Raw genomic sequence first — 26,113 nt, forward strand, 5'->3', positions numbered from 1 at the left:
CGTCACGGAATGCATTCCCACGCAGAGCGTGGGAACGATCGCTCTTGCTAAAAAAAACAATAAGAATGGACGGTACTTTCCCATGCCTAGCGAACCCACTGGCTCTTCCGTCGACTTTGAAAAAGTCGACTCCCACTACTTCCAACAACGCGAACTGAAAAAAGGCGCCGCCGGCTGGGTGCTGCTGGTTGGCCTCGGCGTTGCCTATGTGATCTCCGGCGACTACGCCGGTTGGAACTTTGGCCTGGCCCAAGGTGGCTGGGGCGGCATGTTCCTCGCCACCTTGCTCATGGCCACCATGTACCTGTGCATGTGTTTCTCCCTGGCCGAACTGTCTTCCATGATTCCCACCGCCGGCGGCGGCTACGGCTTTGCCCGCAGCGCCTTTGGCCCCTGGGGCGGGTTCCTTACCGGCACCGCCATCCTGATCGAATACGCCATCGCCCCCGCCGCCATTGCGGTGTTTATCGGCGCTTATTGCGAGTCGCTGTTCGGCATTGGCGGCTGGATGATTTACCTGGCGTTCTACATCATCTTTATCGGCATCCACATCTTCGGCGTCGGTGAAGCCTTGAAGCTGATGTTTGTGATTACCGCCATCGCAGCGATTGCCTTGGGCGTGTTCCTGGTGTCGATGGTGCCGCACTTCAACGTCGCCAACTTGCTGGATATTCCAGTCACCGAGGCCAAGGGCGCGAGCACCTTCCTGCCGTTTGGCTACGTCGGCGTGTGGGCGGCGATTCCCTACGCCATCTGGTTCTTCCTCGCCGTCGAGGGCGTGCCGCTGGCCGCCGAAGAAACCAAAAACCCCAAGCGCGACCTGCCACGCGGCCTGATCGGAGCCATTGTGGTGCTGACCAGTTTTGCCCTGTTGATTCTGGTCATCGCACCGGGCGGCGCGGGCACTTACGCACTGATCAAGTCGGGCAACCCGCTGGTTGAAGCACTGGCGCTGTCCTACGGCGGTTCGACCTGGATGGGCAGCTTCGTCAACCTCGTGGGCCTGGCCGGGCTGATCGCGAGCTTTTTCTCGATTATCTATGCGTATTCGCGGCAGATCTTTGCGCTATCGCGCGCCGGGTACCTGCCGCGCAAGCTGTCGCAAACCAACAAAAGCAAGGCGCCAGTGCTGGCGTTGGTGATCCCCGGCATTATCGGTTTCGGCCTGTCGCTGACCGGCCAGGGCGATTTGCTGATTCTGGTGGCGGTGTTCGGCGCGACCATTTCCTACGTGTTGATGATGGCCGCGCACATCACCTTGCGCATCCGTCGCCCCAAAATGGTTCGCCCGTACCGCACGCCGGGCGGCATTTTCACTTCCGGCGTCGCCTTGGTGCTGGCCTGCGTGGCCGTGGTGGCGGGCTTTCTAGTGGATCCTCGAGTGGTGATTGGCGCCGCGATCATCTATGGAGTATTAATTGCTTACTTTGCTTTCTACAGCCGGCATCACTTGGTAGCAGGCACGCCCGAGGAAGAATTCGCGGCGATCCAGGCCGCAGAGGCCGCCTTGCACTAACTGCCGTAAACCTCGACGCGGGCGCTCTCTCATTCTGCCCGCGTCGCCAAGGAGACACTGTATGGCAAGCTTTTCCCACGCGGTGGGTGCACAGACCTACCGCTTCGACAGCCTCAAGGACGTGATGGCCAAGGCCAGCCCGGCGCGCTCCGGGGACTTCCTCGCCGGCGTCGCCGCGCAGAATGACGGCGAGCGCGTGGCCGCGCAGATGGCGCTGGCGAATATCCCGTTGAAACACTTCCTCGAAGAAGTGCTGATTCCCTACGAGCGTGACGAAGTTACCCGGCTGATCATCGACACTCACGATAAACAGGCGTTTAGCGTGGTCAGCCACCTGACCGTCGGCGGCCTGCGCGACTGGCTGCTCAGCGACGCAGCCGATGAACATTCCCTGCGCGCCCTGGCGCCCGGGCTGACACCGGAAATGGCCGCCGCCGTGTCCAAGATCATGCGTGTGCAGGACCTGGTGCTGGTTGCGCAGAAGATCCGCGTGGTCACCCAGTTTCGCGGCACCATGGGCCTGCGCGGGCGCCTGTCGACGCGCCTGCAACCCAACCACCCCACCGACGAACCGGCCGGCATTGCCGCGAGCATTCTCGACGGCCTGCTTTACGGCAACGGCGACGCCATGATCGGCATCAACCCGGCCACCGACAGCATCGCCTCGATCTGCGCCATGCTCGAGATGCTCGATGCGATCATCCAGCGCTACGAAATCCCCACCCAGGCTTGCGTGCTCACCCACGTCACCACGTCGATCGAAGCCATCAACCGTGGCGTGCCGCTGGACTTGGTGTTTCAGTCGATTGCCGGCACCGAGGCCGCCAACGCCAGTTTCGGCATCAGCCTCAGCGTGCTGCAGGAAGGTTATGACGCGGGCTTGAGCCTGAATCGCGGCACCTTGGGCCAGAACCTGATGTATTTCGAAACCGGCCAGGGCAGCGCCTTGTCGGCCAATGCGCACTTTGGCGTCGACCAGCAAACCTGCGAAACCCGTGCCTACGCCGTGGCGCGGCACTTCAAGCCGTTTTTGGTCAACACCGTTGTAGGCTTTATCGGCCCCGAGTACCTGTACAACGGCAAACAGATCATCCGCGCCGGCCTCGAAGACCACTTCTGCGGCAAGCTGCTTGGCGTGCCGATGGGCTGCGACATCTGCTACACCAACCACGCCGAAGCCGACCAGGACGACATGGACACCCTGCTGACCCTGCTGGGCGTGGCCGGGATCAATTTCATCATGGGCATCCCCGGCTCCGACGACATCATGCTCAACTACCAGACCACCTCGTTCCACGACGCCTTATACGCCCGCCAAACACTGGGTTTAAAACCGGCGCCGGAGTTTGAACAGTGGCTGGCGAAAATGGGCATCTTTACGCAAGCCGACGGCAAGGTGCACTTCGGCAACAGCCTGCCACCGGCATTTCGCCACGCCTTGAAGCAATTGGGATGAAGGAGCCGCCTGTGCAACTCGACCTGCCTGACAACCCGTGGCTGGAACTGCGCCGCCTCACGCCGGCGCGCATCGCGCTGGGCCGCACCGGCACCAGCATCCCCACCAGCGCGCAGCTGGATTTTCAATTCGCCCACGCCCAAGCGCGTGATGCCGTGCATTTGCCGTTCGACCATGAGGGCCTGAGCAGCCAAATGGCTGAGCGCGGCCGAGACAGCCTGCTGTTGCACAGCGCCGCCGTTGACCGGCATATGTATTTGCAACGCCCGGACCTGGGGCGGCGCTTGAGTGACGAATCGGCGCAGCGCCTGCGCGAGTATGCCGCCGCCAACCCTGGTGGCGTGGACCTGGCCGTGGTGGTGGCCGACGGGCTGTCGGCGCTGGCTGTGCATAAACACACGTTGCCGTTTCTTACACGCATGGAGGAACAGACCCACGCTGAAGGCTGGTCGTTGTCGCCGGTGATCCTGGTGGAACAGGGCCGTGTGGCGGTGGCGGATGAAGTCGGCCAGTTGCTGGGCGCCAAGATGGTGGTGATTTTGATCGGCGAGCGGCCGGGGCTCAGTTCGCCGGACAGCCTGGGGCTGTATTTCACTTACAACCCCAAGGTCGGGCTCACCGACGCCTACCGCAACTGCATCTCCAATGTGCGCCTGGAAGGCCTGAGCTACGGCATGGCCGCGCACAGCCTGCTTTACTTGATGAAAGAGGCGTGTCGTCGGCAGCTGTCGGGGGTCAATCTCAAGGACGAGGCGCAGGTTCAGACCATCGAATCGGATGATCCTGACCTGATGAAGGGCAATTTCCTGCTCAGCCCGCCGGAATGACTGATCGCTGCACGATTGCGCTTTTTTGCGCCATTAGGCAGCATCCGGTCACGGCCGCTTGTGTGGTCATCCCCCCTTTGGAAGTTGAGGCCTGGCATGCGGATTACTCAAGCGACCCTTGAACACCTGGACCTGTTGACGCCGCTGTTCGTCAAATACCGCGAGTTTTATGGGGCGCTGCCGTTCCCGGACTCGTCGCGGGCCTTTCTGGAAAAACGCCTGCGCCGCAAGGAGTCGGTGATTTACCTGGCCCTGGCCGATGATGACGACAAGCGCTTGCTGGGGTTTTGCCAGCTGTACCCGAGCTATTCGTCGCTGTCGCTTAAGCGTGTGTGGATCCTCAATGACATCTACGTCGCAGAAGATGCGCGCCGGCAATTGGTGGCAGACAACCTGATGCGCACGGCAAAGAAAATGGCCAAGGAGACGCATGCGGTGCGGCTGCGGGTGTCGACCAGCAGTGACAATGAAGTGGCGCAGAAGACGTACGAGTCGATTGGGTTTCGCGAAGATACGGAGTTCAAGAACTACGTGTTGCCGATCAGTGAAGACTGACTTCCAAACACCACTCGTCTTCTGTGGGAGCTGGCTTGCCTGCGATAGCGGTAGGCCAGTCAGCCCAGTGTTGACAGACACTCAGCTATCGCAGGCAAGCCAGCTCCCACAATTAGATCTCCAGTGACCTGAAGCGCAAACATGCCCGGAATAACCACGACATCCCCCGCTACAAAACCAACACGCTTTTCACCTCCCAATACGTATAATGCGGACCTTTCAGGGTTGTAAGAAATACGGCATGCCTTTGTAGCCTTACTTACCCGAGCTTCCGCACAGGCCTGCTGAGCCGGGCCATTCACACAGGTGCCACCCATGGATTTCAACCCGCTCGACCTTATCCTGCATCTCGACGTCTACCTCGACATGCTGGTGAGAAACTACGGAGTGTGGATCTACGCCATTCTGTTCCTGGTTATCTTTTGCGAAACCGGTTTGGTGGTTATGCCATTCCTGCCGGGTGATTCCTTGCTGTTTATCGCCGGCGCCATCGCTGCAGGCGGCGGCATGGACCCAATCCTTTTGGGCGGCTTGCTGATGCTGGCAGCGATCCTCGGTGACAGCACCAACTATGTCATCGGGCGAACAGTGGGAGAACGCTTGTTCAGCAACCCGAACTCGAAAATCTTCCGCCGCGACTACCTGCAAAAAACCCACGATTTCTACGACAAGCACGGCGGCAAAACCGTGACCCTGGCGCGCTTCCTGCCGATCCTGCGCACCTTCGCGCCGTTTGTGGCCGGCATCGCCAAAATGCCCTACCCGCGCTTTTTCGGGTTCAGTGTGTTCGGCACCATCCTCTGGGTTGGCGGCCTGGTGACCCTGGGTTACTTCTTCGGCAACGTACCGTTCATCAAGAAAAACCTGTCACTGCTGGTGGTGTTTATCATCCTGCTGTCGCTGGTGCCGATGATCATCGGTGTGTTCCGCAGCCGCTTCGGTCGCAGTTCTTCCGAAGCCAAGCCGCAGTAACCGGCGATGTGGTCCCTCAGCGCCTGGCGTCGCCGGCGCCTGCTGGCCAAGCACCCGATTGCCGATGACACGTGGCAGCGGGTGCGCCAGCATCTTAGCTTCCTCGACGGCATTACGGCCGAGCAAGACCAGTGGCTGCGTGAAGCCTGCGTGGTGTTCCTCGCCGAAAAACATCTCACCGCCCTGCCCGGCGTCGAGCTGCACCAGGAGCAACGCCTGCTGCTCGCCGCCCAGGCGCAGTTGCCACTGATGAACCTCGGCGACCTCGACTGGTATCAGGGTTTCCACGAAATCGCGCTGTACCCCGACGACTTCATCAGCCCCCAGCGCCATCGCGATGCCAGTGGCGTCGAGCACGAGTGGGACGGCGAACACAGCGGCGAAGCCTGGCAACAAGGCCCGGTGATCCTCGCCTGGCCCGGCGTGCTGGCCAGCGGCAACTGGGAAGGCTACAACCTGGTCATCCACGAACTGGCGCACAAGCTGGACATGCTCAACGGCGACGCCAACGGCCTGCCGCCGCTGCACCACGACATGCGCGTGCAGGAATGGGCCAGCGTGATGCAAAGCGCGTTTGATGACCTCAACCGCCAGTTGGACGCCAACCCGGACATCGACACCGAAATAGACCCCTACGCCGCCGAAAACCCGGCGGAGTTTTTTGCCGTCACCAGCGAATACTTTTTCAGTGCCCCGGATTTACTGGTCAACAGTTATCCACAGGTGTACGCACAACTGAGCCGCTTTTATCGCCAGGACCCGCTTGCCCGCCTGCACCAACTGCAAGCCGGCGATGCGCGCTACCAGACGGAACGCCAAGCGCCGTACGACGTCTGACGCATGGCATCGGCGTCAGAATATGCCTATAATCGCCGCCACTTTTAGGCCAATCCGGCCATGTTTCATGGCCAACTACGGGGGCATCGCCCAATGAGCTACAGCAAGATTCCGGCTGGCAAAGACCTGCCGAACGACATCTACGTCGCCATCGAAATTCCGGCCAACCACGCGCCGATCAAATACGAAATCGACAAAGACAGCGACTGCCTGTTCGTCGACCGTTTCATGGCCACCCCGATGTTCTACCCGGCCAACTACGGTTTCATCCCGAACACCCTGGCTGACGACGGTGACCCCCTCGACGTGCTGGTTGTAACCCCTTACCCGGTTACCCCAGGCTCGGTCATCCGCGCGCGCCCAGTCGGCATCCTGAACATGACCGACGACGGCGGCGGCGATGCCAAAGTCATCGCGGTGCCACACGACAAGCTGTCCCAGCTGTACGTGGACGTGAAGGAATACACCGATCTGCCGCCACTGCTGCTGGAACAGATCAAGCACTTCTTCGAGAACTACAAAGATCTCGAAAAAGGCAAATGGGTGAAGATCGACGGTTGGGGCAACGCAGACGCCGCCCGCGCCGAGATCCTGAAGTCGGTAGCTGCCTACAAAGGCTGATACCCGCTCCTCATTGCCCCGGCAATCAAAAAAGCCCCGACGATTCGGGGCTTTTTTTTGTGGGAAAAATTAAACCCCAAGTTCAATGTTTAATGCGCAGCGTTTAATAAATTTAAAATATTGAAATATCGGCCTACAACTAAGCAAATCCCTACACGCGACATTCAACGCATAGTTTATTTGATGTATTTTTCCGGCCAGTAAACTCTGCGTTTATGAATACATCAGGTGATCGACTAAAAGCGTTATTACGGGAAGTTCATCTTTCCGCCTCCGACTTCGCCAAGAACCGCGGTGTCACGCCTCAACACGTGAACAACTGGTTCAAACGCGGCGTGCCCATGGGCCGACTCAACGAGATCGCAGAACTGCTCTGCGTCTCCAGCCGTTGGCTACGCACCGGCGAAGGCCTCAAACACCCACCGGCCAACTTCCTGCTCGAAGGCCCGCACACCGCCAAAGGACTGCGCACCCGCGAAGAAAGCGGCAAATACCTCACAGGCCCCGCCTGCCTCCCGGAAAAAATCGACGTGGAGATCGCCCTCCACCCCACCTTCACCTCCAACGAACGCATCCGCGTCACCCTGCACACCCTCGAAGCCCTCAACGTCAACCCCGACCGCGCCATAGGCGCCTACATGGTCGACAACAGCATGATCGACATCATCCAACAAGGCGCCACCCTCGCCATCGACCGCGGCCGCAGCCAAATCACCGACGGCGAAATCTACGCCGTCGAACACGACGGCATGCTGCGCATCAAATACCTCTACAACCGCCCCGGCGGCGGCCTGCGCATGCGCAGCCACAACGCCAGCGAACACCCCGACGAATACCTCACCTACGAGCAACGCTTCGAACAGAACTTCCAGATCGTGGGCTGGGTGTTCTGGTGGTCCACCCTCAACAACCGCCGCCCCGTACCACTGGACGAGCACCTGCTGGGCTGGGAAGGCTCTAAATCGGACCCGGAGGTAGGCATTTGAGGTGAATGTGGGTATCATCCGCCGCACATTTGGCAGGGGGTGGCTTCGCGCTATCCACCCTGCTCGGCGATGCGGAGGAGTTCCCGCAGATGCCCCTACTATTCAGCCCGACGTGATGTGGGCTGAGCGATTTGAAGGCTGGTGAGGTTTGTCAAAAACAAGCTGAAGCAGTCCCCGAGAAGCCGGCCACAAGCCGGCTTTTTAATGCGCGTGAGAATTACAAACCAATTGTCCAAACAGCTGTTGGACAATTGGATAAGCAAAGACGGGTCACATCTCGAGATACCCGCCTCTCAAGGCACATCACTTAAGCTGCAAACACTCCACAGCCCGATCCGCCACCATCTTCGCCATCTCCACCAAATGCATCACTGCCCGATGCGGCGCACCCAGCGGTTCACCGAGCGACTGTGACGTAGCGACCGCGCACTGCAGTAACTCAGCCACACGCACCCAAGCATCTTCAAAGCTCAGCTCTTCATTAACAGTAAATGGCTTTGTCGCAGCCGCTGAAGTCAAATCCGAAACAACATCATCCATAGCAAAACTCCAATCGATAATTTGGAGCTGCCACGACCCGCGACTAAACGAAAGGCGGCAGCTGTACGCAGGTTAGTCGACCGGTCGATTGGGAACCCGGCGCACCCGGAGGTGCCCTGCGCACAGCCACCATAAGATGCAGGCGAAGGGGTGCCTGACTCATGAATTGCTATGCGCCAATCGAATCCGGGCGACTAAACCCGATCACTGAAAATGCAGTGACGGAACGCAGCCTAGTCGCGGGATTTAGCTGGCGCAAGCGCTTGGAATTCTCTAGGAAACGTCCTGCAAATGAAAGGGACCGGCCCTGCTGGCACAACGAATTCGCACAAGCATTAGGCGCTATACCTATGTAATGAAAGAGCACATACACCGAGACGTTGCCGCTAGAGTCCTGACGTTGTCTGTGCATGCGCGTCCAAGATGGTATTTCCAATGATCAGGTTCACCCAAGGCAACCTTTTGGAAGCCAAGACCAAAGCTCTCATCAACACGGTGAATACCGTGGGCGTGATGGGCAAAGGTATCGCGCTGATGTTCAAAGAGCGCTTTGCAGAAAATTATCGCTTGTACGCGGCAGCCTGACCTGCACCAACAATCGAACCTGGGCGGCATAACGTGGATCAAGGGGCATTGGCGAAACGCTCCGGCACGGTGATAAGAAACTCTTTATCGAGTCGACCACCCCGGATGACTTGCCGCTTGCCTTTGCCTAGATCAATGCTGGAGCGGGCCAGCCGCTCGTACCATGCGTGACCCGCATTGCGCGCAAGCAGGAGGAAAACGCGTTTGACGCGAATCGAATTGCACGCTTCAAGCAGATTTTGCAGACGCTTGGGGCTTAGCGTGGCCAAGCCGTCGAGCACATCAGCCACGCTGCTGAAGAGCACCTCGTTGTCACTTTGATGGATAAGCTCAAGCACGGCGCGTTCCGGGGTGGAGATTTTTATCTCAAACCGGCTGTAGGGGACTTGGAATAGTTGTAACGCCATGTCTTCCATTGCAGGGAAAAGTCCGCCGGGATGGAAGTTTATATCAACGTTCCACGGATATTTACGCAGCCAGCCAGGAAGCGTCGCGCCCTGGGTGCCAAACAAATCGACCGCCTGCTTGCCGAATGTCATGTAGTGACTGTAACCGGCCAAGCTCAGCGCCGTCGCTCCGCCTGGCCACACCTGCAACGTGGCACCTTGCTGTAGTGCGAATAGGCCACCCTGCCAGTCAATATTGTCGCCGCTGCGCTTCCACGCGCCATGGCCCACTCGCTCTACCCAGCCGCTGTGTTGGTACTTCTGGACGAGACTTGGGCCCACACCATGCTCGTGTAGCCACGCTTGTGCCACAACAACGCCTTCGGGCCAATCAGACAGCAAATGGTTTATTTTCATGCTCTATATGCACCTATAAGGTTATTATTAGCAAAAATATTAAACCAATTTCACACTAAACACCCGTATGCAAAAGCCCAAGATCTTCATTCCGAAAATGCAATTGTCACCTCTAAGTTGACAGTATTACCCCTCCCACCCGATTTATCCCCCACCACCCACCCATTAATCTATGCCTATGTTGAACGCAACGCCTAACCCAACCCAACCAAAAAAAGGATTTCAACCATGAGCACTCCAACCCTCAGCCGCTTGAACAAAGACGACGCCGTAGTCCTGCTGGTCGACCACCAAACCGGTCTGATCTCTTTGGTGCAGGACTTCTCCCCCAACGAGTTCAAGAACAACGTGCTGGCCCTGGCCGACCTGGCGAAGTTCTTCAACCTGCCGACCATCCTCACCACCAGTTTCGAACAAGGCCCTAACGGCCCGTTGGTGCCGGAGTTGAAGGAGATGTTTCCGCAGGCGCCGTACATCGCTCGTCCTGGTCAGATTAATGCGTGGGATAACGAGGATTTCGTTAAGGCGGTCAAGGCGACTGGGCGTAAGCAGATCATCATTGCGGGTGTGGTGACGGATGTGTGTGTGGCGTTCCCGACGTTGTCGGCGCTGGCGGAGGGGTTTGAGGTGTTTGTGGTGACGGATGCGTCGGGCACGTTCAATACCACGGTGCAGCAGGCGGCGTGGAGCCGGATGACGCAGGCGGGTGCGCAGTTGATGAATTGGTTTTCGGTGGCGTGTGAGTTGCAGGGTGACTGGCGCAATGACATGGAAGGGTTGGGGAATTTGTTGTCTCAGCGGATTCCTAACTATCGGAATTTGATGAATGGGTATGCGGCGGTGACGGCGCGTCAGGGCTGAGGTTGAGGGGGGCTGCCACATTTGAACTTTGCTGATTTGAGCATTAGGGCAAGCCCGCTCGCCATCTGACGCGGAGCGTCACAGGAGGCATTCCCACGCGGAGCGTGGGAACGATCAGCGATCATCAGTCGAGGATCAAGTGCGGCAAGAACCGGCTTGAGTCTTTGGTAATCAAACTATTGTCTTCGCGCACGCCGATGCCGGCGGCTTGATCGCCAATCACCCACGACCCGATCAGCGTGTAGCTGTCGCCAAAGCGCGGCAGCGGCGCGAACTCCTGGAGGATGAACGGCGCATCGGTGTAGGGGCCGTCTTCTTTTACGATCAGGCCGTCGGCGGTTTGCAGTTCGATGTTGGCGCCTTCGCGGGAGAAGAACGGTTTGCGCACCCAGCCCTTTGGCACGGCTTTGCCGGGGTCGGTATCCAGGTGGGACGCGAGCAGGTTGGGGTGGCCTTTGTTGAATTCCCACAACAGCGGCAGGATGCCTTTGTTGGAGAGGATGGATTTCCAGGCGGGCTCGAAAAACTGCGTATCGCACTGGGCAATCGCGGCGCCGAAGGGCTCGTGGAAGATGAATTCCCAGGCGTGCAGTTTGAACAGATGCGGAATCCAGCGATCTTCGAGGTCGACGAAACGGCCGTCGCTGGTGAGGCCGATGTCTTCGATGTCGATGTGACGTGATTCGATGCCAACCTTTTCCGCGACGAGGCGCAGGTAGTCGGTGGTGCCTTTGTCTTCGACCGAGTCTTTCATGGAGGCGAAGTAGAACGGCTGGTTGACCTGCAATTGGGCGAAGGCCTGGTGCAGTTTGGTGTCGATGCTATTGAACTGGTCGGCATGCTTGGGCAGCAGGCCGCGTTCGATGCACTGTTCCAGCCAGCCCCATTGAAACGCCGCGGCCTCATAGAGGCTGGTCGGCGTGTCGTAGTTGAGTTCGAGCAGCTTGGCGGGCCCGGTGCCGTTGTAGGAGAAGTCCATGCGCCCGTACAAGTGCGGGTGGCCTTCGAGCCATGAGGTTCGAATCATGTCGAAGAACGGCGCGGGAATGCTCAGGCGTTCCAGCAGCTCTTCGCTCTGAACCACGCGGGCCACGAGGTCCATGCACATGTCATGGATCTCGGTGGTCGGGTCTTCGAGGTCGCGCTCGATTTGCGCGAGCGTGAATTGGTAGTACGCGCGCTCGTCCCAGTAGGGTTCGCCGTCGATGGTGTGGAACAGAAAGCCGAGGCTGTCGGCGGTCTGTTTCCAGTCATGACGCTCTGCGCAGTTGATCTTTTTCATGGCCCGGTTTCCTTAACTGCTCGACCCGCCGCCGCCCCAGCCGCTGCGTGCGCTGGCTTTGCTGCCGAAGCCACCGCGGGAGGTAGAGGACGCCACCGACACCGGCTTGCTGGAGGAGCGCAGCGTGTTGGTGTAATTGCTGCTGCCGTACCTGGCCTGGTTGGACCGGCCGAATGTCGCCCCATTCGAGACCCGCTGGTTGAGCGTCGAAGAGCCGTAATCGCCGCGATCATCGCGGTAGCGGTACACCGGCTCGGAACGGTAGCTGTTGCGATTGTTGCTGAGCATGTTGCCGATCAGCAGGCCGGTCAGCAGGCTGCTGGTGGAGAACCCTGAGCCACCACTGTTCGCTTGGGCGCCGCCGACTTGCGCGTTGGCCGCATCGACTTGGGATTGCGTCACCTGGCCGGCGGCGGTCAGTTCGAAACCGCCCAGTTTGGGGATGAACTTGCCGTTGGAGTCCTGCTGACACCAGTTGGCGACAAAGTCGGCATCGCAATCGGCCTGGCTGTCGTACACCGGGGCAATGCGCCGATGCTCGGCCATGGCCGTCATGTAGGCGTCCGAGCACACGTCCACCGGCAGCTTTTCATCGGCGCATTGCTGAACAGACTGGAAGTTGTACTTCTTCTGCAAATCGTAGGTTTTTTCGGTCGGCCCACAGCCGGATATCGCCATCGCGACCGACGCTGCCAGCGACAGCTGGACGTACTTGCTTCGTTTCATCGGGAGCTCCGTGGCGATCAGTTCTGGGTAGGCGTCATGCACGCGGCATTCAACATGCCGACGCTGATGGCCACGGCGGCCACGTAGATACCAGCGGCGAGTTCGCCGTTCTTGATGCGCTCGGACGTGCCTTTGAGCACCAGGCTGGTCAGCAGAAAGGCCAACAGTTGGACGACGGCTGCGATCACCGCCCAGACGACGAAGTCGAGGATGCTGATCGAGTAAGCAATCACGTTGCTGGCCGGAATGGCGAAGCCGATGATGGCACCGCCCAGGGCGACCGCCGCCGACACGTTGCCCGCACGGATCAGTTCGAACTCTTTGTGCGGTGTGACGCGGGTGTAGATGAACTGGAACAGCGCGAAGATGACGGCAGCCCCCAGGATGTAGGTGACAAACCCGAACACGGCCGCTTTGTTCAGGGAGATGGAGAGAGCTTCTAGCATGGACTTCTTCCTTTTTTAGAGCGCATTCAGGTCGGTTATGTACAGCGAAATGCCCAGCGAGGTGCTCAGGCTGATGGTGCCTTCGGCGTCTTCTTCGACGGAAAACAGCAAAAATTCTCGACGATCGGTCAGGCCTGTGTCGCGGGCGTACAGCATCGAACGGTGCTCGACGGTGTAGGCGGTCTCGGGGTTGATCACCTGCTCGGTCATCGCCACCAGTTCTGTCTGGCCCGCCTCGCTGCCCCACACACGGGCGTATTCAACGCCGTCGTGGGTGTAGGTCGGCAGCCCGATCAGGCTTTGTGGCCCTGCCAGCCGACGCAGTTCCGCTTCACTGCTGAGGGTGACGACACTGAGGTAGTTGAACAGGATCACCGACTCGACCTGCCCGGCGATGTCACCGGTGGTGTGCACCTGCAGCCAGTAATCTTCGTCGTTCATGTAGTAGCGCGACAGCCAGGTCGATTGCCCGAGGTCAACAGTGCCGTTGGCCCAAATCTCCTGGGAGCCGGGGATCACCACGGTGGTTTTCTCATCGAGCAGCAATTTCAGGCTCGTGTCGAACATCACGCCTTTGCCCGGCGCCAGGCCCAACGGGCCGGTGACCGGCGGGGTTTGGCCTGCGGTCCATTTCGATTCTGTATTCGCTTGCGGGGCCTCAAGCCCCATCAACTGTTTAAACCATCCCATTGGAGATTTCCTTGAGGCGGGTGGAGGCGATATAGAAGAGTTCGCCGCCTTCAACGCGCGTGGCGCCAGGCGGGTTGATTGACGGTTGTTGAGCACCTTTGGCGCGATAGCCGATGAGGGTGGCGTTGTGCTGTTCTTTCATCCGGGTGTACAGGTCGCCGAACGTTGCCTCAAAGGCCTCGGGCAATTTCATCAGGTATTGGGTGGCGCCTTGCCCCACGCACAGCAGCTCATTGATGACCACTGACGAGCCCGGATCCTGAGAGGCGCGCACCAACATTTCGATGGCCATGCTTGAGGTGCATTCCAGGCTGGGGGCATAGGAGCTGGCGAGTGCGGCAATTTCACTTTCATTGAAGTGGGCGACCACATGCCCCACAGGGCTCAATTGATTCACCGCCAGCACGGTGGCCAGCGTCAGGTCATCAGAGGGGGTTCGCACCAGCACCCGCTCGGCACCGGGAACGCCTGCGCGCCGCAGTAACGCGGTGGAGGACAGGCTTTCGCCTCTGACGAACGCCGCTTTGCCCGGCATCGGGTTTTCGTCCAGCGTGCAATCGCAAATGACGATCAGGTTATCGTTCGAGGTTTCGTCTTGAAGCAACAACTCAATGACCCGTTCGCTGGTCGCGCCTTCCCAGCCGATGAGCACGGTGTGGCCGACCTTGCCGGTGAAATCGCCTTTGCCCTTCATGCCTTTTCTCCATGCATCAATAACACTGCTGGTGGTTTTGCCGATGGCCGCCGTCAGCAGCGCAATGCCCCCGAGCATGACCCAAGTGGCGACAAAAATTCGCCCCGCCGAGGTCTGCGGCGCAAGGTCGCCATAGCCGACGGTGAGTGTGGTGGTGAGATAGAAGTAAATAAACGTGGCGGGCGCGGTGAGGTGGTGTTCGCCCAGAAACACCAGGCCCAGATACGCCGTGCTCAGGTGCACACCCAAGGCAATGAGCAGCCCTGCCCAGCCGAAGCGGTGAAAGAGGGAGGCGGCGTAGAGGCGCAGCAAAAGAAAAATCGACATGTCGTCCCTGATTCCCTGGGTACTTGATTCCTGATGACGTCATCGCTTCGGAATTCACCCGGCATTAAACCTGCTGCGCGGCGTAGAGAGAAGTACCTTGGCCGCAATAAACCCGGCCAGCGCACCAAACAGATGACCTTCGAAGGAAATCCCCTGGCGCGGCAGAAAGCCAAGGATCAGGCCGCCATACAGCACCGCCACCACACCGGCCGTGATCAAGTTGCTCCAGCTCCGGTGGAACCAGGCGCGAGACAACAGGTAGGCCCATAGCCCGAATACCCAGCCGCTGGCACCGATATGTACGCCGCTAAAACCGAACAGCCAGACCAGCGAGCCGCCCAGCAGAATAATGATCGCACTGACGGCGATGAACCGGTTGAGCCCTTCGACAATGACCAGGGTGCCCAGTACCAAAAAGGCAATCAGGTTGGCGCTCAGGTGCGCGAAGGACGCGTGTAAAAAAGGTGAGGCGAGGATGCCGAACAGCCCCTGCACCGTTCTCGGGATCAGGCCGAATGCCATGAGGCTGTAACCGGTGGCTACATTGAGCAGTTGCAGCGCGACCATAAAGACGGCCAGGCCTGCGATTGTCTTGAAACCCTTGATGGCGTCCATCCTGAACTCGATATAAAGAGGAACACTGTCACTGTGGCGAGGGAGCTTGCTCCCTCGCCACGGGTTATCGGTTGCTCGCCCTATCGTTTATGCTTACTCGGCTGACTTTTGCTTCAGGCGTTCCAGAATCGCATTGGCGCTGCCTGTATCCGGCGTGATGCCGGCGTCGCGCAACTTGCGCTCCAGGTCGGTACCCGTCGACGCCTCAGCCAGCTCATCCTGGGCTTGCAGCTCAGCGGCGCGTTGCTGCTGCTTGGCTTGCAAGCGGTTCAGCGTACCGACGGCGGTTTCCAGCTTGCCGTTGGCACCGCCACTGGCGATGGACGCGCTGACCTGAGCCTTTTGTACGCTCTCGCGCGCCTTGGCCATGTCCACTTGCTGGCGCAGGCTTTTGATCCGGCTTTCGGCCTTGGTGATGTCTTTGCGCATGCCGTCGGCGTAGCCGCCGAACTCGGTGGCCTGCTTTTGCTCGACGTCACGTTCGTTGGTCAGGGTCGAAATGGCTTCGGCCACTTCCATGGCCAGGTCTTCACGATTGGCCTGGATAGCGGCCATGGCCTTGGACTCCAGGTCCTTGATCTTGGCGTCGTACTCGCCCACGCGGTCAGCCGACAGCTTGTGCTTGGCCATGATGCTCACCAGTTCACGCTTGGCATTGGCCAGCGCGCTGTCAGCGTCGCGAATTTCCTGGTCGAGGATGCGCAGGGCTTGTTGATCAACGATCGATTCGCCGACTTCGCTGGCACCGCCACGCAGCGCGGTGAACAATTTGCTCCAGATGGACTGAGTCATTGGATACTCCAGAATAATTAGTTGAAGAAACGTTCGAAGGCTTCGCTGGCGCGCTGCACGTTATCAACCAGGGTTTTCACCTCGGTCACGATGTTGGTCAGGCTGGAGTCGGAACTCAGTGCGCCGAACATGTTGTAAACAACTTGCCCGTTAGGCATGGACTCGATACCGATCGAAGACAACGGGAACATTTCCCGGCTGCGCAGCACCGCGTCATTGAAGGCGGTTACGTCGTTGATGGACTCGACGTCGACCAGCACGGTGTCCACGATGATCTGCTCGCCCACTACCGCGATGTAAATCGGCAAGCCCCCGAAGTCGTTCATTTCCAACTTGATGCTGGATTCGGCGCCTTGAACGAGAGAAAGCGTAATGTCGTTGGAAACCACTTCATCCAGAGCCTGAAGCGCTGTGAAGAGGCGATCGATATTCCAGTTAGTACCTGCGCTCATGAAATTCTCCGACATGAATGAGCCAGCCAGAATCGGCTGGCGAAGCTGTTTCTCCATCTGCTTGAGCAGGCTTCGGTTTTCGGGAAGCACCCAAGTCTCGTGTTTCACATAACCGGCGGCTGCCAGGCCCGCGCGCATCTGCTTCATGTAAAAGCTCGATGGTTTTTTCGCAGGCGACTTCAAGCGCTCTCCCTTGCGGCTTGCTGAATCGGTATCGGGCCCTGCTGGCGGGCTCGATGGAGAGCTGCTTTTCATGGTACTGACCTCGTTGTGAAAAACTCACGCGTGAGAAAATCTACAGGTAATTCTCGGCCCGCTCAATAGCTCACGCGTGAGATTTTTCCTGGTGTTTCCGCTCGCCCCAAATGCCCCCCTAGCCCAAGGGTGTCACGACAGCATCGCAACCTGATGAACGGTTATGCAGCGCTGACGGCCCGCCAAAACTAAGCCCTGGCCGCTCTACAATAAGCCTGCCTTGAACGGTGGGCTTTTTTGTGTGCGCTCGTCTTACTGCATAAATGTTCCCAAATAGCCTTGGCGTTGTGAATTGTTGTGAAGGCTTTGAGAATTGAGCAAAAGTCCGTGCTAAGTTCCGTGACGTTGCAATTCACAGCATTCTTGCACAGCGACCTGCCAACTAAGGCCGCCCTCTTGTTATTCAATAAACAGCCTCGGGTAGTTAACCAGGAAGTTGTGCGGCCCTGCGCGTTTTAAAAGTGGCCGGCGCAACAATTACATCAGGAGAAGTACCATGGTAGCGAAGGTAGAAACGACCCCAAAGGACGCTGCGGTCACGAATAAAAGCTCCGTCGCTGCCTGGGAAAAATCGGTCAAAAAAGCCGCTGCGCCGAAGGATGAGTTGGGTAAAGGCCAGAAGCGCCCCGAAGGTGATACGCGCTCGGCCCAGCAAATTATTGATGACACGCCGCTGCTGGCTAAGCTCGGTAATCAGAGTGGGGTGAAGGACAATCTGAAGAAGCAGGTCGGCGATTTTGAGAAGGACGCGGATGCGGCTTACCGCGCCTCCAAGGTGCTGGAGCATGTCGAATACATCGACGAAGACGGCAAGCTCACTGACGGCAAGGACGTCGGCAACAGCAGCATCGACGGCTTCACCAAAGATGGCGAGGCGCGGCATGGTACTGAGGCAGGCCGTCTGCAGGATTTTGGCAAGTATGGCTATTCGAGCCTGCGCGGCGAGGTGGTGAAGTCGGATTTGGGCGATCAGCAGAAGCGCCCCGACGGTGATACGCGCTCGGCCAAAGAAATTATCGACGCCACGCCGCTGCTGAAAAACCTTGGCAACCAGAGCGATGTGAAGGACAACCTCAAGAAGCAGGTGGGTGACTTCGAGAACGACGCCGACGCCGCGTACCGCGCCACCCAGGTGCTGGAACACGTGGTGAGCCTCGATGAAAACGGCAACTTGCTCACCGGTATCGACGCCAGGAATAAAGACAACGACAGCATTGATGGCTTCACCAAAGACAAGGAAGCCCGCCACGGCACCGAGGCCGGCCGCTTGCAGGATTTCGGCAAGTACGGCTACTCGAGCCTCAAAGGCGACCTGATGCACGTCAAAGACGCCACCCATTCCGACAAGGCCGCGCCGCCCGATGAGCCGCAAGATGTGCAGGCACTGCGCGACAAGTACAACATCCCGACCTTCGGCGCCGAAGGGCTGATGGACATGGAGTTGCCCAACGACAAGACCGTGGGCGGCCAGACGGCCGAGAACTTTGTGCAGGGCATCCGCGATGACATCAAGAGCGGCAAGCTGGCCGAAGACTCGGATGAAGCCAGGATCGTCAAGCTGATGGACGCCCAGGCCGCGCTGGACAGTGGCTATGACCTGTACGGCTACGCGGAAAGTATCAACCTGGGCAGCGGCACTTACCGTGAGACCGATAAAACACCGACCAAGTTGAATGGCAAAGATGTGAAGGAAATGGTCGACGAGGACAAACTCGCCAAGGAAATTTCCACACTGATGGGCAAGGAAGGGATTAAGGACCGTTACGACGCTGAACTAAAGAAAAGTGTCGGTAGTTTGTCGGAAGATCGCTTGAATGAAGTGCGCGAACAAGTGTTCCCGGCACTCTTCAAGGATGGCACGCGTGAAGCCAACTTGAACTTCGAAGACTATGTCATTGCCATGAACGACTCGGGCGATCCGAAAAAATCTGAAACGGCTGAGTTGGATGTGGACCGCTATTTCGAGTCGCTGCGCATTCTGGAACCCGACAGCTACACCGCGCGCCGTCAGACGTTTGACCAGAACATGATGACGCACCAGCTGAACACCTACATGGAAAACCCCGACAAGGTCTCGCCGGAAAATGCCGAAAGTGGCCTGAAGGCTTCGTTCACGATGATCAAGGGCGGTATCAACGCCGCTTTGGGTGGCCTGGACAAGGGCGACAAAGCCTACGACATGTACAAGAAGATGAAGGATGAGATCGACATCCTCGATGGCCATATCAAAGGCCTGACCCCGGCAGAAAACAAACAGATCGCCGCGGCCATTCGCCTCGCTGCCGCCAGCGGCGACCCGAAAGCCATCGACAAAGTGGTCGACACCCAATTGAAGGGCCTGGGCGCCAATCGCGAGGCGGCCGCCGGCTCCTTGAAGACCGTGCTGCACACCGCCAGTTCCACCGGCGGGCTGAGTGCCATGGCCGGCACGATGAACCTGGTCAGCGGCGCCCTGCAGCTGGCCAACGGCGGCGGCAACATGACCGACGACCAGAAAATCGCCGCCGCGAAAGACCTGGTGTCCGGTTTGAGCTTTACCAACGACTTTCTCAAGTTCGGTTCGAACATCGTAGAAACCCTGGGCGGTACTAAAACCTATGACCCGGCCGTGGACAAAGACGGCAAAGGTCCGCCGAAAATCAAAGCCACTGAATGGCTCGGCCTTATCGATGAGAACCTGCCGGATATCTGGGGCAAGAAAACCACGGAAAAATCTGACGCATTGGCTGCCTCCATCAGTACGCGCGTCAAAGAATCTTCCGAAACCCTGAAGAAACTCGATGTGGGCAACCTGTCGGCCGATGAGGTCAAGGAATACGACAACGCCGCCAAATCCCTTGGCGAACAGATGGGCGTCAAGGACATCCCCGGCAAAGGCACCCCGGCGTCAAAATCCGAAATCGCCATCGCCTCCGGGCGCTCGTTCCTGCGCTTTATGGGCGGTGCCGGCCTGGACTTGACCGGCGGCGTGATGGACATCGTTTCCGGCGCGCGCAAACTGAAAAATGCCAAGACCGCACTGGAAAAAACTGACGCGGCCTTCACGCTGGGCGGTGGTGCGTCCGGCACCGGTATGGCGATCGCCAATACCATCGCGATGTTCGCCCCCAAAGGTGCTCACCTGGCTGGGAAGCTGGCCGGTGATGTTGCCGCAACCGTGGTCCGCGGGCTCGCCATCGGCGCCCGCATTGCAGGGCCGGTTTTCGCCGTGGCCGGTGTGATCTTCGGGGTAGCAGGCACGCTGATTGCCGAAGCGGTCGAGCACGCCAAAATGCAAAAGCTCACCGATTCACAAGGCAAGTTCTTCAAGGACCTCGCCGACGCCGGCGTGACCAAGGACGACTGGGGCGACAAGCTCGAATACGCGCGTTATGCCACCTACATGTACGGTGGCCGCGATACACCGGACGACAAATCGATGTTCGAGTACCAGTCGGACGAGTGGAAACACTTCAAGGAAACCGCAGACAAAAAAGGCAGCTCCCTGGCGCGTCTGGCGCCGTACCTGCACAAAGACAGCGACCCCGACAGCAAGAACCTGTGGGAGAAATTCCTGGCAGGCGGCACCAGCTCCAGCGGGCCGCACGGCAGTGAGCGGCATACCGATGACTGGCGGCCGTGGGGCAGCACGGACATGGACACGGGCAAAAAGGAAAGGGCCTGATTTTATCCATTCAACGGTTACAGCCTGGCCTGAACGGCAGGCTGTAACCGTTATACGCACCTAGCCTTCCAGCTCCCGCTCAATCTGCTCAATGCTTGGCAAACTTGTTTGCAGCTCTGCCGGTAACGATTCCACCAACTGATATTCCGCCACGCCGATCGGCCGGTTGTTGTCGCGCAATGCGTATTCAGCCACCACTTCATTTTTGCTCTTGCATAACAACAGGCCGATGGTGGGCCCGTCCTGCGGGTGTTTAAGCTGGGCATCCACTGCCGACAGGTAAAAACTCAGCTTGCCGAGGTGTTCAGGCTTGAATTTGCCTGTCTTGAGTTCGATCACTACGTAGCAGCGCAGCTTCAGGTGATAGAACAACAGGTCGACGAAGAACTCATCACCGCCAACATCCAACAATACCTGCTGGCCGACAAAGGCGAAACCGGCGCCCAATTCAAGCAGAAAGTCGGTGACGTGCTTGATTAACGCGTTTTCTATATCGCGCTCCTGTGCATCCAAAGCCAGGCTGAGGAAGTCGAAGCGATAAGGATCCTTGAGCGATTCGCGCGCCAGGTCGGATTGGGGTTTGGGCAAATGGTGTTCAAAATTGCTGACGGCCTTGCCACTGCGCTCCAGCAGGCGATGCTCGATTTGCATCACGAGGGTGTTACGTGACCAGTTGTGTTCAATTGCCTGGGCGATGTACCACCGGCGCGTTTCGGGGCCGGGGAGTTTGTCTAGAAGCACCACATTGTGGCCCCACGGCAATTGTGCAGCAGCCTGTTGCACAAATTCCGCATTCGGCCACGCCTCGGCAAAAGCGCGCATGTATTTGAGGTTGCGCGGCGAAAAGCCCTTCATCTTGGGGAAGGCCGCGCGCAAGTCTTGGGCAAGGCGATCAACCACCTTGCTGCCCCAACCCTGCGCGGCCTGACGGGTCAGAATATCGTGGCCGATCTGCCAGTAAAGCAGCACCAGTTCGCGGTTCACCGCCAGCGTCGCCCGCTGCTGGGCCGTATGGATGCGCAGTTTAAGGTCGCTCAGCCAGTCGCTGTAGCCCAAAGGAGGCGTGATCAAGCCAATGGAGATTTCGCTCATGCCCGTTTCACTCTTGACTGGAGGGGCACAAGCTAGTCAGTGGTTTTTACTGTCACAAGGGGCTGCGAACGGTTCAGGAAGGGCCTTGCACAGATCACAGAAACGTCCTGCTGGCCTTTGCAAATCGGCGCATTGCGGCGCCGTGCCTTGACTCTCCCCTATACAGCACACCCTACCCTGAAAGGCCCACTTTCAGGCTTCGGCACCATGACTCAGCGCATCTTGCTCATTCTCGGCCACCCCTCCAGCACCAGTTTCTGCTCAGCCGTTGCTGACACCTACATTCACGCGGCGAAAATCGCCGGCCACGAGGTCCGCGTCCTGCGCCTGGGCGGACTGGCTTTCGACCCGGTCCTGCATAACGGCTACACCCAGCCCCAAGCCTTGGAGCCCGATTTGCTCAGCGCCCAAGCCGATATTCTCTGGGCGACTCATCTGGCGTGGGTTTTCCCGATCTGGTGGGGTGGCATCCCGGCATTGATGAAAGGCTTCATCGACCGCATTTTCCTACCCGGCTTTGCCTTCAAATACCGTAAGGGCAAGGCATTCCCGGATAAGCTGCTGCAGGGCCGCACCGCCCATTTATTGGTGACCCTGGACACGCCGCCGTGGTATTACCGCTGGGTCTATCGCATGCCGGGCATTCATCAGGTGCGCAGCACGACTCTGGCGTTTTGCGGCATCAAGCCGACCAAGACGTTGATGTTCGGCCCGTTGCTGGGCTCTAAACCGGCGCAACGGCAAAAGTGGCTGACCCACGCCGGCGGGTTATTTGGAAAAGGGAGTTTTCATGTACATCGGCAAAGCCGCGCAACTGTCGGGCACGACCATCAAGGCGATTCGTCACTATGAGGCGATTGGACTGCTGCCAGCGCCGCAGCGGGAGGGCCGTTATCGGGTCTATTCGGCGCAAAGCGTCGAACTGCTGACGTTGATCAAATGCGCCCAGCAGTTGGGATTCAAGCTCAAGGAGTTGCAAGGGATCTTGCACGGGCATCAGGGTGATAGGTTGCCTTGGGAACGGGCAGACCAGGCCATCGCCAGCAAAAAGCAGGAACTGGCCGGGCAGATTGCCGGGTTGCAGCGGATGCAGGCGCAGTTGTTGGCGTTTGAAGCGCAGCTCAACGACGCGCAGGGGCAGTGTTCGGGTGGGCGCTGAGCCGAATAAGAGGCGTAATCGGCTCTACAGAGGATCACTGACGCCCCACTCATTTGCCCAGAATCCGCATGTCTGCTAGTGTCGCGCCGGTTTACCGTCTACCGGAATAGCCGCCATGGCCCGCAAAAAAGTAGCACTCGATTTCGAACAATCCCTCGCCGACCTGCAAACCCTGGTCGAGCGTCTGGAGAACGGCGAGTTGTCGCTGGAAGACTCGCTGACGGCGTTTGAGCAAGGCATCGGCCTGACTCGCGACTGCCAGAGCGCGTTGGCGCAGGCGGAGCAGAAGGTCCAGGTGTTGCTGGAACGTGACGGGGAGTTGGCCGAAGAACCTTTCGATGCGGAACAGCCCGAATGATCGACGCGTATCAGGCCAGTAGCCAAGCCCGGGTGAATGCGGCGCTCGAGCCCTTGTTTGTTGCGCCAAGCCCCGAAATGAATCGCCTCTATGAGGCCATGCGCTACAGCGTGATGAATGGCGGCAAGCGCGTGCGCCCGCTGCTGGCGTACGCGGCGTGCGAAGCCCTGGGCGCCCCCGCCGAACAGGCCAATGGCGCGGCGTGTGCGGTGGAGCTGATTCACGCCTACTCGCTGGTGCATGACGATTTGCCGGCGATGGACGACGACGATTTGCGTCGCGGCCAGCCGACCACCCACAAAGCCTTTGATGAAGCCTATGCGATCCTGGCCGGTGACGGCTTGCAGAGCCTGGCGTTCAGCGCGTTGCTGGACCCGCGTTTGAACAGCGTCAACGCCGAGATCAGCCTGCGCATGGTGACGGCATTGGCCCTGGCCGCAGGCCCGGCCGGCATGGTCGGTGGGCAAGCAATCGACATGGGCTCGGTCAGCCTCAAGCTGGATCAACATGCCCTCGAACATATGCATCGCCACAAAACCGGCGCGCTGATCGAGGCCGCTGTGCACCTGGGCGCCCTGGCCAGTGGCCGTGCCGAAGCGCCACAATTGGCGGCACTGCAGACCTATTCGCGGGCCGTCGGCCTGGCATTCCAGGTGCAGGACGACATACTTGACGTAGAAAGTGACACCGCGACCCTGGGCAAACGCCAAGGGGCGGATGCCGCCCGCGATAAACCGACCTATCCGGCGTTGCTTGGGCTCGAAGCGGCCAAGGCGTATGCCCTGGAACTGCGCGACCAGGCCCTGGATGCCCTGCGACCTTTCGACGCGGCGGCTGAGCCACTGCGTGACTTGGCGCGGTATATCGTCGAACGCCGCCACTGATAAGTGCGGCCATTGCAGCCGCATATCGGCCAAGTTCGGCGCTCTGCGTGGGCAGTTTGCACCGCTTGAGGTAAACTGCCGCCTCTTCTATACCTATAACGATTCGCCTGATGCCCACGACGTTTCAAGAGATTCCCCGCAAGCGCCCGTCCACGCCCCTGCTCGACCGTGCTGCCACGCCGGACGGCCTGCGTCGACTGGGTGAAGCCGAGCTGGAAACCCTGGCCGATGAGTTGCGCCTGGAATTGCTCTACACGGTCGGTCAGACCGGTGGGCATTTCGGTGCCGGCTTGGGCGTCATCGAGCTGACTATCGCCCTGCATTACGTGTTCGACACCCCGGATGACCGGTTGGTGTGGGACGTGGGCCATCAGGCGTATCCGCATAAAATCCTCACCGGCCGTCGCGAGCGCATGGGCACCCTGCGCCAGAAAGACGGCCTGGCTGCCTTCCCGCGCCGCTCCGAAAGCGAGTACGACACCTTCGGCGTCGGCCACTCCAGTACCTCCATCAGTGCAGCGCTGGGCATGGCCATTGCCGCCCGCCTGCAAGGCAGCGAGCGCAAAGCGATTGCGGTGATCGGGGATGGCGCGCTGACCGCCGGCATGGCGTTCGAAGCGCTGAACCATGCGCCGGAAGTGGACGCCAACATGTTGGTGATCCTCAACGACAACGACATGTCGATTTCGCGCAATGTCGGTGGCCTGTCGAATTACCTGGCAAAAATTCTTTCCAGCCGCACCTACGCCAGCATGCGCGAAGGCAGCAAGAAAGTGCTCTCGCGCCTGCCCGGTGCGTGGGAAATTGCCCGCCGTACCGAAGAATATGCCAAAGGCATGCTGGTGCCCGGCACGCTGTTCGAAGAGCTGGGCTGGAACTACATTGGCCCGATCGACGGCCATGACCTGCCCACCCTGATCGCCACGCTGCGCAACATGCGTGACCTCAAAGGCCCGCAGTTCCTGCATATCGTCACCAAAAAAGGCAAAGGCTTCGCCCCGGCGGAAGTCGACCCGATTGGTTACCACGCGATCACCAAGCTCGAACCTGTGGACGCCCCCGCCGCCGCGCCGAAAAAAGCCAGCGGGCCGAAGTATTCCGGTGTGTTTGGCGAATGGCTGTGCGACATGGCTGCCGCCGACCCGCGCCTGGTGGGCGTTACCCCGGCGATGAAGGAAGGCTCCGACCTGGTGGCGTTCAGCGAGCGTTTCCCGCTGCGCTATTTCGACGTGGCGATTGCCGAGCAGCACGCGGTGACATTCGCTGCCGGCATGGCCTGCGAAGGCGCCAAGCCGGTCGTGGCGATCTACTCGACCTTCCTGCAGCGCGGTTATGACCAGTTGGTGCATGACGTGGCGGTGCAGAACCTCGACGTGCTGTTCGCCATCGACCGCGCCGGTCTGGTCGGCGAAGACGGCCCGACACACGCCGGCAGCTTCGACTTGTCCTACTTGCGCTGCATCCCCGGCATGCTGGTGATGACGCCGAGCGACGAGAACGAACTGCGCAAGATGCTCAGCACCGGCCACCTGTACAACGGCCCGGCCGCTGTACGTTACCCGCGCGGTAATGGCCCGAATGCAGTGATCGAGAAAGACCTTGAGCCGATTGAAATCGGTAAGGGCATCGTACGTCGCCAAGGCAGCAAAACGGCGTTCCTGGTGTTCGGCGTGCAATTGGCCGAGGCGCTGAAAGTCGCCGAGAAGATTGACGCTACCGTGGTCGACATGCGCTTCGTCAAACCGCTGGACGAAGCCCTTGTGCGCGACATCGCCGCCAGCCATGAGCTGCTGGTGACCGTCGAAGAAAACGCCATCATGGGCGGCGCCGGTGCGGCGGTCAGTGAGTTCCTGGCGCGGGAGAACATCCTCAAGTCGGTGCTGCACCTGGGCTTGCCGGATGTGTACGTTGAACACGCCAAGCCGGCGCAGATGCTCGCGGAGTGCGGGCTGGATGAAGCCGGGATTGAGGCTTCGGTGCGCGAGCGCATGGCACTGCTGGGTCTGTAGAAACCGGCCAAAAAATGTGGGAGCTGGCTTGCCTGCGATAGCATCACCTCGGTCTTACTGACAAACCGAGGTGTCTGCATCGCAGGCAAGCCAGCTCCCACATTGGTTT

At 59.3% G+C, this 26,113-nt stretch carries 26 protein-coding genes and 2 pseudogenes; 17 read left to right on the forward strand and 11 right to left on the reverse strand.

Annotated features, from left to right (window positions below; all coding sequences use genetic code 11):
- Window positions 1-82 precede the first annotated feature (82 nt).
- From eat to PspR76_RS27130, 8 genes are all read left to right on the forward strand, one after another.
- Window positions 83-1,516, forward strand: a complete 1,434-nt coding sequence (gene eat, locus PspR76_RS27095) for an ethanolamine permease (RefSeq protein ID WP_159960186.1) — start codon at window positions 83-85, stop codon at window positions 1,514-1,516.
- 61 nt (window positions 1,517-1,577) lie between these two features.
- The gene (locus PspR76_RS27100) at window positions 1,578-2,972 is read left to right on the forward strand and encodes an ethanolamine ammonia-lyase subunit EutB (RefSeq protein WP_159960188.1); all 1,395 of its coding nucleotides are present in this window, start codon (window positions 1,578-1,580) and stop codon (window positions 2,970-2,972) included.
- The gene (gene eutC, locus PspR76_RS27105; RefSeq protein WP_159960190.1) at window positions 2,969-3,799 is read left to right on the forward strand and encodes an ethanolamine ammonia-lyase subunit EutC; all 831 of its coding nucleotides are present in this window, start codon (window positions 2,969-2,971) and stop codon (window positions 3,797-3,799) included. Before PspR76_RS27100 ends, eutC begins: the two co-directional genes overlap by 4 nt.
- Before the next feature lie 96 nt (window positions 3,800-3,895).
- Window positions 3,896-4,354 (forward strand): GNAT family N-acetyltransferase, encoded by a 459-nt coding sequence (locus PspR76_RS27110; protein ID WP_159960199.1) that lies wholly within the window; start codon window positions 3,896-3,898, stop codon window positions 4,352-4,354.
- A gap of 315 nt (window positions 4,355-4,669) precedes the next feature.
- On the forward strand, window positions 4,670-5,326 hold the full coding sequence (locus PspR76_RS27115) for a DedA family protein (RefSeq protein ID WP_159960201.1): 657 nt from the start codon (window positions 4,670-4,672) through the stop codon (window positions 5,324-5,326).
- A 6-nt stretch (window positions 5,327-5,332) separates the two neighbouring features.
- Window positions 5,333-6,163, forward strand: a complete 831-nt coding sequence (locus PspR76_RS27120; protein WP_159960203.1) for a zinc-dependent peptidase — start codon at window positions 5,333-5,335, stop codon at window positions 6,161-6,163.
- Between the two features lie 93 nt (window positions 6,164-6,256).
- Window positions 6,257-6,784: an inorganic diphosphatase gene (ppa, locus tag PspR76_RS27125; RefSeq protein WP_003219382.1), complete on the forward strand. Its 528-nt coding sequence runs from the start codon at window positions 6,257-6,259 to the stop codon at window positions 6,782-6,784.
- Between the two features lie 215 nt (window positions 6,785-6,999).
- On the forward strand, window positions 7,000-7,770 hold the full coding sequence (locus PspR76_RS27130; RefSeq protein ID WP_159960205.1) for a LexA family transcriptional regulator: 771 nt from the start codon (window positions 7,000-7,002) through the stop codon (window positions 7,768-7,770).
- A 303-nt stretch (window positions 7,771-8,073) separates the two neighbouring features.
- Here PspR76_RS27130 and PspR76_RS27135 read toward each other — a convergent pair whose 3' ends face one another.
- Window positions 8,074-8,310, reverse strand: a complete 237-nt coding sequence (locus PspR76_RS27135; RefSeq protein ID WP_159960207.1) for a DUF6124 family protein — start codon at window positions 8,308-8,310, stop codon at window positions 8,074-8,076.
- A gap of 358 nt (window positions 8,311-8,668) precedes the next feature.
- On the opposite strand from PspR76_RS27135, the pseudogene PspR76_RS31375 reads away from it, so the two are divergent.
- Window positions 8,669-8,749 (forward strand): annotated as a pseudogene (locus PspR76_RS31375) (type II toxin-antitoxin system toxin DNA ADP-ribosyl transferase DarT); the annotation flags it as partial.
- Window positions 8,746-8,892: pseudogene (locus PspR76_RS27140) on the forward strand (type II toxin-antitoxin system antitoxin DNA ADP-ribosyl glycohydrolase DarG); the annotation flags it as partial. The pseudogenes PspR76_RS31375 and PspR76_RS27140, both read left to right, overlap by 4 nt.
- A gap of 41 nt (window positions 8,893-8,933) precedes the next feature.
- Here PspR76_RS27140 and PspR76_RS27145 read toward each other — a convergent pair.
- Entirely contained in the window at window positions 8,934-9,698 is a 765-nt protein-coding gene (locus PspR76_RS27145; protein WP_159960209.1) for a type IV toxin-antitoxin system AbiEi family antitoxin, read from the reverse strand.
- A gap of 228 nt (window positions 9,699-9,926) precedes the next feature.
- Here PspR76_RS27145 and ycaC point away from each other — a divergent pair, with 228 nt between their 5' ends.
- A complete protein-coding gene (gene ycaC / locus PspR76_RS27150) occupies window positions 9,927-10,559 on the forward strand; it encodes an isochorismate family cysteine hydrolase YcaC (protein ID WP_053258211.1) in 633 nt (210 codons plus the stop codon).
- 124 nt (window positions 10,560-10,683) lie between these two features.
- Here the strand turns inward: ycaC and PspR76_RS27155 are convergent, their stop codons facing one another.
- The 8 genes from PspR76_RS27155 to PspR76_RS27190 form a co-directional block, all read right to left on the reverse strand.
- Window positions 10,684-11,841: a glutathionylspermidine synthase family protein gene (locus tag PspR76_RS27155; RefSeq protein WP_159960210.1), complete on the reverse strand. Its 1,158-nt coding sequence runs from the start codon at window positions 11,839-11,841 to the stop codon at window positions 10,684-10,686.
- A 12-nt stretch (window positions 11,842-11,853) separates the two neighbouring features.
- Window positions 11,854-12,567, reverse strand: a complete 714-nt coding sequence (locus tag PspR76_RS27160; RefSeq protein ID WP_159960212.1) for a DUF1190 domain-containing protein — start codon at window positions 12,565-12,567, stop codon at window positions 11,854-11,856.
- A 17-nt stretch (window positions 12,568-12,584) separates the two neighbouring features.
- The gene (locus PspR76_RS27165; protein ID WP_159960214.1) at window positions 12,585-13,013 is read right to left on the reverse strand and encodes a DUF350 domain-containing protein; all 429 of its coding nucleotides are present in this window, start codon (window positions 13,011-13,013) and stop codon (window positions 12,585-12,587) included.
- Between the two features lie 15 nt (window positions 13,014-13,028).
- Window positions 13,029-13,703, reverse strand: a complete 675-nt coding sequence (locus PspR76_RS27170) for a DUF2491 family protein (RefSeq protein ID WP_159960216.1) — start codon at window positions 13,701-13,703, stop codon at window positions 13,029-13,031.
- The gene (locus PspR76_RS27175; RefSeq protein ID WP_159960218.1) at window positions 13,690-14,724 is read right to left on the reverse strand and encodes an ion channel; all 1,035 of its coding nucleotides are present in this window, start codon (window positions 14,722-14,724) and stop codon (window positions 13,690-13,692) included. The genes PspR76_RS27170 and PspR76_RS27175 overlap by 14 nt, the downstream gene beginning before the upstream one ends.
- 54 nt (window positions 14,725-14,778) lie before the next feature.
- A complete protein-coding gene (locus PspR76_RS27180) occupies window positions 14,779-15,339 on the reverse strand; it encodes a rhomboid family intramembrane serine protease (RefSeq protein WP_159960220.1) in 561 nt (186 codons plus the stop codon).
- A 93-nt stretch (window positions 15,340-15,432) separates the two neighbouring features.
- Complete coding sequence (locus PspR76_RS27185) at window positions 15,433-16,131, reverse strand: PspA/IM30 family protein (protein ID WP_159960222.1); 699 nt, start codon at window positions 16,129-16,131, stop codon at window positions 15,433-15,435.
- Between the two features lie 17 nt (window positions 16,132-16,148).
- On the reverse strand, window positions 16,149-16,838 hold the full coding sequence (locus PspR76_RS27190; protein ID WP_442966727.1) for a YjfI family protein: 690 nt from the start codon (window positions 16,836-16,838) through the stop codon (window positions 16,149-16,151).
- Between the two features lie 496 nt (window positions 16,839-17,334).
- Here PspR76_RS27190 and PspR76_RS27195 point away from each other — a divergent pair, with 496 nt between their 5' ends.
- Complete coding sequence (locus PspR76_RS27195; RefSeq protein WP_159960224.1) at window positions 17,335-20,502, forward strand: hypothetical protein; 3,168 nt, start codon at window positions 17,335-17,337, stop codon at window positions 20,500-20,502.
- 60 nt (window positions 20,503-20,562) lie between these two features.
- Here the strand turns inward: PspR76_RS27195 and PspR76_RS27200 are convergent, their stop codons facing one another.
- Window positions 20,563-21,594 carry a PDDEXK nuclease domain-containing protein gene (locus tag PspR76_RS27200; RefSeq protein WP_159960226.1) on the reverse strand — a complete coding sequence of 344 codons (1,032 nt, stop codon included), beginning with the start codon at window positions 21,592-21,594 and terminating at the stop codon, window positions 20,563-20,565.
- 207 nt (window positions 21,595-21,801) lie between these two features.
- On the opposite strand from PspR76_RS27200, the gene PspR76_RS27205 reads away from it, so the two are divergent.
- The 5 genes from PspR76_RS27205 to dxs all read left to right on the forward strand — a co-directional run bounded on the left by PspR76_RS27205 (window position 21,802) and on the right by dxs (window position 26,004).
- Window positions 21,802-22,446: an NAD(P)H-dependent oxidoreductase gene (locus PspR76_RS27205; RefSeq protein WP_159960228.1), complete on the forward strand. Its 645-nt coding sequence runs from the start codon at window positions 21,802-21,804 to the stop codon at window positions 22,444-22,446.
- Window positions 22,385-22,753 carry a MerR family transcriptional regulator gene (locus tag PspR76_RS27210; protein WP_159960230.1) on the forward strand — a complete coding sequence of 123 codons (369 nt, stop codon included), beginning with the start codon at window positions 22,385-22,387 and terminating at the stop codon, window positions 22,751-22,753. The genes PspR76_RS27205 and PspR76_RS27210 overlap by 62 nt, the downstream gene beginning before the upstream one ends.
- A gap of 115 nt (window positions 22,754-22,868) precedes the next feature.
- The gene (locus PspR76_RS27215; RefSeq protein ID WP_003176346.1) at window positions 22,869-23,111 is read left to right on the forward strand and encodes an exodeoxyribonuclease VII small subunit; all 243 of its coding nucleotides are present in this window, start codon (window positions 22,869-22,871) and stop codon (window positions 23,109-23,111) included.
- Complete coding sequence (locus PspR76_RS27220) at window positions 23,108-23,995, forward strand: polyprenyl synthetase family protein (protein ID WP_159960232.1); 888 nt, start codon at window positions 23,108-23,110, stop codon at window positions 23,993-23,995. The genes PspR76_RS27215 and PspR76_RS27220 overlap by 4 nt, the downstream gene beginning before the upstream one ends.
- Before the next feature lie 110 nt (window positions 23,996-24,105).
- Entirely contained in the window at window positions 24,106-26,004 is a 1,899-nt protein-coding gene (dxs, locus tag PspR76_RS27225) for a 1-deoxy-D-xylulose-5-phosphate synthase (RefSeq protein ID WP_159960234.1), read from the forward strand.
- Window positions 26,005-26,113: the final 109 nt, after the last annotated feature.

Source organism: Pseudomonas sp. R76, assembly GCF_009834565.1.
Taxonomy (GTDB): Bacteria; Pseudomonadota; Gammaproteobacteria; order Pseudomonadales; family Pseudomonadaceae; genus Aquipseudomonas.

Coding starts and splice junctions, on each gene's coding strand:
- PspR76_RS27190 (WP_442966727.1), bottom strand. CDS start 16,838: ATGAAAAGCAGCTCTCCATCGAGCCCGCCAGCAGGGCCCGATACCGAT.
- PspR76_RS27130 (WP_159960205.1), top strand. CDS start 7,000: ATGAATACATCAGGTGATCGACTAAAAGCGTTATTACGGGAAGTTCAT.
- PspR76_RS27175 (WP_159960218.1), bottom strand. CDS start 14,724: ATGTCGATTTTTCTTTTGCTGCGCCTCTACGCCGCCTCCCTCTTTCAC.
- PspR76_RS27195 (WP_159960224.1), top strand. CDS start 17,335: ATGGTAGCGAAGGTAGAAACGACCCCAAAGGACGCTGCGGTCACGAAT.
- PspR76_RS27200 (WP_159960226.1), bottom strand. CDS start 21,594: ATGAGCGAAATCTCCATTGGCTTGATCACGCCTCCTTTGGGCTACAGC.
- PspR76_RS27205 (WP_159960228.1), top strand. CDS start 21,802: ATGACTCAGCGCATCTTGCTCATTCTCGGCCACCCCTCCAGCACCAGT.
- PspR76_RS27165 (WP_159960214.1), bottom strand. CDS start 13,013: ATGCTAGAAGCTCTCTCCATCTCCCTGAACAAAGCGGCCGTGTTCGGG.
- ppa (WP_003219382.1), top strand. CDS start 6,257: ATGAGCTACAGCAAGATTCCGGCTGGCAAAGACCTGCCGAACGACATC.
- PspR76_RS27170 (WP_159960216.1), bottom strand. CDS start 13,703: ATGGGATGGTTTAAACAGTTGATGGGGCTTGAGGCCCCGCAAGCGAAT.
- PspR76_RS27135 (WP_159960207.1), bottom strand. CDS start 8,310: ATGGATGATGTTGTTTCGGATTTGACTTCAGCGGCTGCGACAAAGCCA.
- PspR76_RS27185 (WP_159960222.1), bottom strand. CDS start 16,131: ATGACTCAGTCCATCTGGAGCAAATTGTTCACCGCGCTGCGTGGCGGT.
- PspR76_RS27210 (WP_159960230.1), top strand. CDS start 22,385: ATGTACATCGGCAAAGCCGCGCAACTGTCGGGCACGACCATCAAGGCG.
- eat (WP_159960186.1), top strand. CDS start 83: ATGCCTAGCGAACCCACTGGCTCTTCCGTCGACTTTGAAAAAGTCGAC.
- PspR76_RS27110 (WP_159960199.1), top strand. CDS start 3,896: ATGCGGATTACTCAAGCGACCCTTGAACACCTGGACCTGTTGACGCCG.
- PspR76_RS27115 (WP_159960201.1), top strand. CDS start 4,670: ATGGATTTCAACCCGCTCGACCTTATCCTGCATCTCGACGTCTACCTC.
- PspR76_RS27145 (WP_159960209.1), bottom strand. CDS start 9,698: ATGAAAATAAACCATTTGCTGTCTGATTGGCCCGAAGGCGTTGTTGTG.
- PspR76_RS27215 (WP_003176346.1), top strand. CDS start 22,869: ATGGCCCGCAAAAAAGTAGCACTCGATTTCGAACAATCCCTCGCCGAC.
- PspR76_RS27220 (WP_159960232.1), top strand. CDS start 23,108: ATGATCGACGCGTATCAGGCCAGTAGCCAAGCCCGGGTGAATGCGGCG.
- eutC (WP_159960190.1), top strand. CDS start 2,969: ATGAAGGAGCCGCCTGTGCAACTCGACCTGCCTGACAACCCGTGGCTG.
- PspR76_RS27180 (WP_159960220.1), bottom strand. CDS start 15,339: ATGGACGCCATCAAGGGTTTCAAGACAATCGCAGGCCTGGCCGTCTTT.
- ycaC (WP_053258211.1), top strand. CDS start 9,927: ATGAGCACTCCAACCCTCAGCCGCTTGAACAAAGACGACGCCGTAGTC.
- dxs (WP_159960234.1), top strand. CDS start 24,106: ATGCCCACGACGTTTCAAGAGATTCCCCGCAAGCGCCCGTCCACGCCC.
- PspR76_RS27155 (WP_159960210.1), bottom strand. CDS start 11,841: ATGAAAAAGATCAACTGCGCAGAGCGTCATGACTGGAAACAGACCGCC.
- PspR76_RS27100 (WP_159960188.1), top strand. CDS start 1,578: ATGGCAAGCTTTTCCCACGCGGTGGGTGCACAGACCTACCGCTTCGAC.
- PspR76_RS27160 (WP_159960212.1), bottom strand. CDS start 12,567: ATGAAACGAAGCAAGTACGTCCAGCTGTCGCTGGCAGCGTCGGTCGCG.
- PspR76_RS27120 (WP_159960203.1), top strand. CDS start 5,333: ATGTGGTCCCTCAGCGCCTGGCGTCGCCGGCGCCTGCTGGCCAAGCAC.